This is a genomic window from Streptomyces anatolicus (genome assembly GCF_019400875.1).
GTDB classification, from domain to species: Bacteria; Actinomycetota; Actinomycetes; order Streptomycetales; family Streptomycetaceae; genus Streptomyces; species Streptomyces anatolicus.
On record NZ_WMBF01000473.1, the window covers coordinates 1 to 4,894 of the forward strand.

Sequence of the window (4,894 nt, forward strand, 5' to 3'; positions counted from 1 at the left end):
GAACCTGCCCCTGCCCCTGCCCCTGCCCGTACGCATGCTCCGCGCTGTCTTCATCGTCCCACCAGCCGCTTCCGGCGAGCCGAACTCGCCTGTCTCGTATGCACCTTTGAGGGGAGTCGACCGCGCGGCTACCGTGCGCCGCAGCCTCACCTCAGGGGGTACACATGTCCGAACCGTCCCGACGTTCCGTGCTCGGCACCGCCGGAGCCCTCGGCCTCGGCGCCGCCGCCGGCGGGGTGCCGCTCCCGGCCCATGCCGCCGACCGGCCCGTGAGGGCCCCGGCCTTCGATACGGATTCCGCGCGCTCGGCACTCAACAGACTCCTGCCGCGTCACGCGGAACAGTTCCGGCTCAGACTCCGTCCGGCGAAGGACGGACGCGAGGACCGCTTCCGGGTCACCGGCACCACCGGGCGGATCGAGGTGTCCGGCACGACACCGGCCGTGCTGCTCACCGGCGTCCACTGGTACCTGAAGTACGTCTGCGGCGCCCATATCACCTGGACCGGCAGCCAGTTGGCGCTGCCGCGCAGACTGCCCGCCCCGGCGCGGCCGCTGGAGCGGTCCACCTCGCTCCCCCACCGGTTCGCCCTGAACGACACCAACGACGGGTACACCGCGCCCTACGCCGACTGGACGTACTGGGAGCGGATGATCGACGTACTCGCCCTGCACGGCTGCAACGAGGTCCTGGTGGTGGCGGGTGCCGAGGCCGTCTACCACCGGGTCCTGAGGGAGTTCGGCTACTCCGACGCCGAGGCCAGGGCATGGCTGCCCGCCCCCTCGCACCAGCCGTGGTGGCTGCTCCAGAACCTCGCCGGGTACGGGGGTCCGCTGTCCGAGCGACTGATAGCCGACCGGGCGCGGTTGGGCCGCCGGATAACCGACCGGCTCCGCGCGCTCGGCATCGCGCCCGTGCTGCCCGGCTACTACGGGCACGTGCCCGACGGCTTCGTCGAGCGCAACGGCGGGGACGCGCGGGTCGTCCCGCAAGGCGTCTGGCACGGCTTCCAGCGGCCCGACTGGCTCGACCCGCGCACCACGGCCTTCGCGGAGGTCGCCGCGTCCTTCTACCGCCACCAGGAACAGCTCCTCGGCCCCGCCGACCTGTTCAAGATGGACCTGCTGCACGAGGGCGGCACCCCGGGTGACGTGCCCGTGCCCGACGCCGCCCGGGGCGTGGAGGCCGCCCTGCGCGCGGCGCGGCCCGGGGCGACCTGGGTGATCCTCGGCTGGGAGGCCAACCCGCTGCCCGCCCTGCTCGACGCCGTGGACAAGAAGCGGATGCTGATCGTCGACGGCGTCTCGGACCGGTACGCGAGCGTCACCGACCGCGAGAAGGACTGGGGCGGGACGCCGTACGCGTTCGGCACCATCCCCAACTTCGGCGGGCGTACGACGATCGGCGCCCGCACGCACCTGTGGAACGAGAAGTTCTTCGCCTGGCGCGACAAGGCGGGCAGCGCGCTGGTGGGGACCGCCTTCATGCCGGAGGCCACCGACCGCGACCCGGCCGCCTTCGAACTCTTCTCCGAACTGGCGTGGACCAAGAAGCCGTTGGACCGGGCCGCCTGGTTCTCCTCGTACGCCGATCTCCGGTACGGCGGGCGCGACCGGGAGGCGCGAGCTGCCTGGCGGGCGCTGCGCGACACCGCCTACCGGCACACCGCCGTGGAGCGCAGTGACCCCCACGACTCCCTGTTCGCCGCCCGCCCCGACCTCGCGGCGAACCGCGCCGCCGAATACGCGCCGCGCGCCCTCACCTACGACCCGGCCCGCTTCGACGCCGCGCTCACCGGGCTGCTCGGGGTGGCGGGCGCGCTGCGGGGCAGCGCCGCCTACCGGTACGACCTGGTGGACGTGGCCCGCCAGGCCCTCGCCCACCGCAGCCGCCGGCTCCTGCCGCAGCTGCGGGCCGCGTACCGGCGCGGGGACCAGGAGGCCTTCCGCGCCCTCTCGACGCTGTGGCTGCGGCTGATGCGGCTCTCGGACGAGGTCACGGGGACGCACTCCGCCTTCCTGCTCGGGCCGTGGATCGAGGCCGCCCGGCGCATGGGGACGACCGACGCCGAGCGCGCCGAGTTCGAGCGGACCGCCAAGGTGCTGATCACCGTGTGGGGCGGGCGCGCCACGGCCGACGGCGGCAGGCTCCACGAGTACGGCAACCGCGAGTGGCACGGGCTGATGAGCGACTTCTACGTGCCCCGCTGGCAGCGGTGGCTCGACGAGCTGGCGGACGCGCTCGCCGCGGGGCGCGAGCCGGTGCCGGTCGACTGGTTCGCGGTGGAGGAGCCCTGGACGCGGGAGCGCGAGGACTATCCGCTGCGGCCCGTCGGCGACCCGTATCGCGCCGCCTCGCGGGTGCGGGGCGTTCTCGCGCGGGCGCCCTACCAGGGGAGCGTGGAGGTCACCGCGGAGCCGCCCGCCTTCCCGCCCGGCGGCCACGCGCGCGTGACGGCCGTTTTCCGCAACGTCAACGGGCTGCGCGCGACGGGCCGCGTCGACTTCGCGTTGACCGGCGTCGAGGCGGAGCCGACGGGCCCGGTGTCCCTGCCGAGGGTGGGGCCCGGGGCCACGGGCAAGGTCACATGGCGGGCCAGCGCCCCGGACACACCCCTGGACAGGCCACTGCGTCCGCTGCCGTACGAGATCGCCGTGCGGTACGGCCCGGCGGGCGAGCGACGGGTGCGGCACGTCCACGAAGGGACCCTGTTCGAGGCGGGGCCGGTGAGCGGCAGCTGGCGGACATACTCCAACAACGCGGCCGTCTTCGGCGAGTGGGAGGGGCGGTACGCGATCGACGGGGGCGGGGCGGACCTGTGGAAGGGCACCGCGGAGTTCGGCGCGCTCTACCGGCCGGGGGCGCTGCGCGACGGGGTCTCGGTGACGGTACGGGTGGACGCGCAGGCGGCCACGGGGCCCTGGGCGCGGGCGGGCCTCATCGCCCGCGACGCGCTGGCGACGCCGGGCTCACGGGGGTTCGTGAACCTCGCCGTCACCCCGGCCAACGGCGTCGTGCTCTCGTACGACAGCAACGGCGACGGCACGCTGGACACGTACAAGAGGATCACGGGCGTCAGGGCACCCGTACTGCTGCGCCTGGCGCGCGCCGGGGTCTCCTTCACGGGCGCCTGCTCCACGGACGGCGGCGCCACCTGGCGGACGGTGGCGACGGTGACAGTGCCGGGCGCGGCCGCCGCACAGGACGTGGGCATGTTCATGAGCGCGGCGAACGGCGGTGACGAGGGGCGCGGAACGGCCGAGTTCAGCGGATGGGCGGTGACGTCGTAAAGGCGTGTTCCGTGGGGCACGTGTGTGCGAAGGTGAGGTCATGAACGCGGACTGGGAACAGCGGGTGGCCGAGGTCTGGAACTCCTTCGAGGCGTACGAGGAGGACCGCGCCGCGGAGTTCCGCGCGCTGATCGACGAGTTGGCCGCGGAGCTGCCCGAGGGCGACCCCCGCGGCCTCTTCGAGCGGGCCTGCGCCTTCGACTCCACCGGGCACTCCGACCGGGCCGTGCCGCTGTACCAGGAAGCCCTGGAGCGTGGCCTCGGCGGCTACCACAAGCAGCGCGCCGTCATCCAACTCGCCAGCTCGCTGCGGAACGTGGGCCGCGCGGACGAGGGCGTCGCGCTGCTCACACCGGAACTGGCCGGACCGCCGAACGAGTTGGACGACGCCGTCCGGGCCGTCCTGGCGCTGTGCCTGGCGGACCTCGGCCGTGAGCGCGAGGGGCTCGCCCTCGTACTCGGCACCCTCGCTCCCCATCTGCCCCGCTACCAGCGCTCGATGGCCCGATACGCCCGCGCCCTCGTGGAGCCCGTGCCCTCATGAGGTGACCAACCGACGATTCGCTCGTTTTGCTGAACGTGTCGTCGAATGTGCAGTCTCAGCCTTCCCAGTCCCCAGGCGCCAGCACCAACGCCAACGCCAGCGCGAGCGCCCCCGCTCCCGTCCTCGACGTGGAGCAGGCCGAGGCCGCCCTCGTCGAGCACTACCCGCGGCTCGTCCGGCTGGCCTACCTCGTGCTGCCGCCGAGCCTCGGCCGCAACCGCCGGGTCCTGACCGCCCACGCCCTCACGCAGCGCGCCCTGCCGCGCGGCCGCAAGTCGGGCACCGCGGTCGCCATCCCCTCGCAGCAGCGTGGTGGCGGCCCCCACCTGCGTGACCCCGGATACGCGTACGTACGCCTCCAGGTCGTGCGCGGCGCCCTCGACGCGGGGCTCCCCCTGACGTGGAAGGCCCTGCCGAGGCGGGCCCAGCTGCCACCGCTGCTGCCCCAGGTCCGGGGGCTGCGGCTCTTCCCGCGTGCGGGCGGCGCCGACGAACTCGCACTGGACCAGCGCCTGGCCAAGCTCTCGGGCCCCGCCCGCGCCGCCTACGTCCTGCGCGGCCTGGAAGGGCTCGACGACGCCGGCGTGTGCACGGTGCTGACGGCCGCCGGGTGCGACGACGTCGACGACGCCCTCGACGAGGCGGACGAGGTCGAGGCGCGCTACGCCCTGCTCGCCTCCCCCGAGTTCGACCCCTGCTCCCTCCAGGCGAGGCCGACCGACCTGATGCGGCGCAGGCAGCACATGAAGGCCGCCGGTGTCGCCGCCCTCGCCACACTGGTGTGCGGGGCGCTGCTCGGTATGCCCGGCGAGGGCTGGGGCCCCGACGGCGCCGCCGCTCCCCCGTACGCGCGAAATCCCGCCGCCCAAGCCGCCCTCGACCCGGGGCAGTTGACGGTGGCGACCACCAGCGCGTGGAAACGTTCCGCCCGCACCGACTTCTCCGTGTGGCCCGCCCGGGGCAACCTCACCGGCGACCGGGAACTCCTGCGCCGCGCCCTCGCCGTCTGGGCGCGGCCCGGTGGGACCGTCCAGGTGTCGGCCACCCCCGGCACCCCCTC

General features: G+C 74.3%; 2 protein-coding genes and 1 pseudogene. All 3 read left to right on the forward strand.

What is annotated here, in order from left to right:
* The first annotated feature begins 164 nt into the window (after positions 1 to 164).
* The gene (locus GKQ77_RS27675) at positions 165 to 3,290 is read left to right on the forward strand and encodes an alpha-N-acetylglucosaminidase (protein ID WP_219691657.1); all 3,126 of its coding nucleotides are present in this window, start codon (positions 165 to 167) and stop codon (positions 3,288 to 3,290) included.
* A 40-nt stretch (positions 3,291 to 3,330) separates the two neighbouring features.
* Entirely contained in the window at positions 3,331 to 3,834 is a 504-nt protein-coding gene (locus GKQ77_RS27680; RefSeq protein WP_219691658.1) for a tetratricopeptide repeat protein, read from the forward strand.
* Between the two features lie 47 nt (positions 3,835 to 3,881).
* Positions 3,882 to 4,894 (forward strand): annotated as a pseudogene (locus GKQ77_RS27685) (hypothetical protein); the annotation flags it as partial.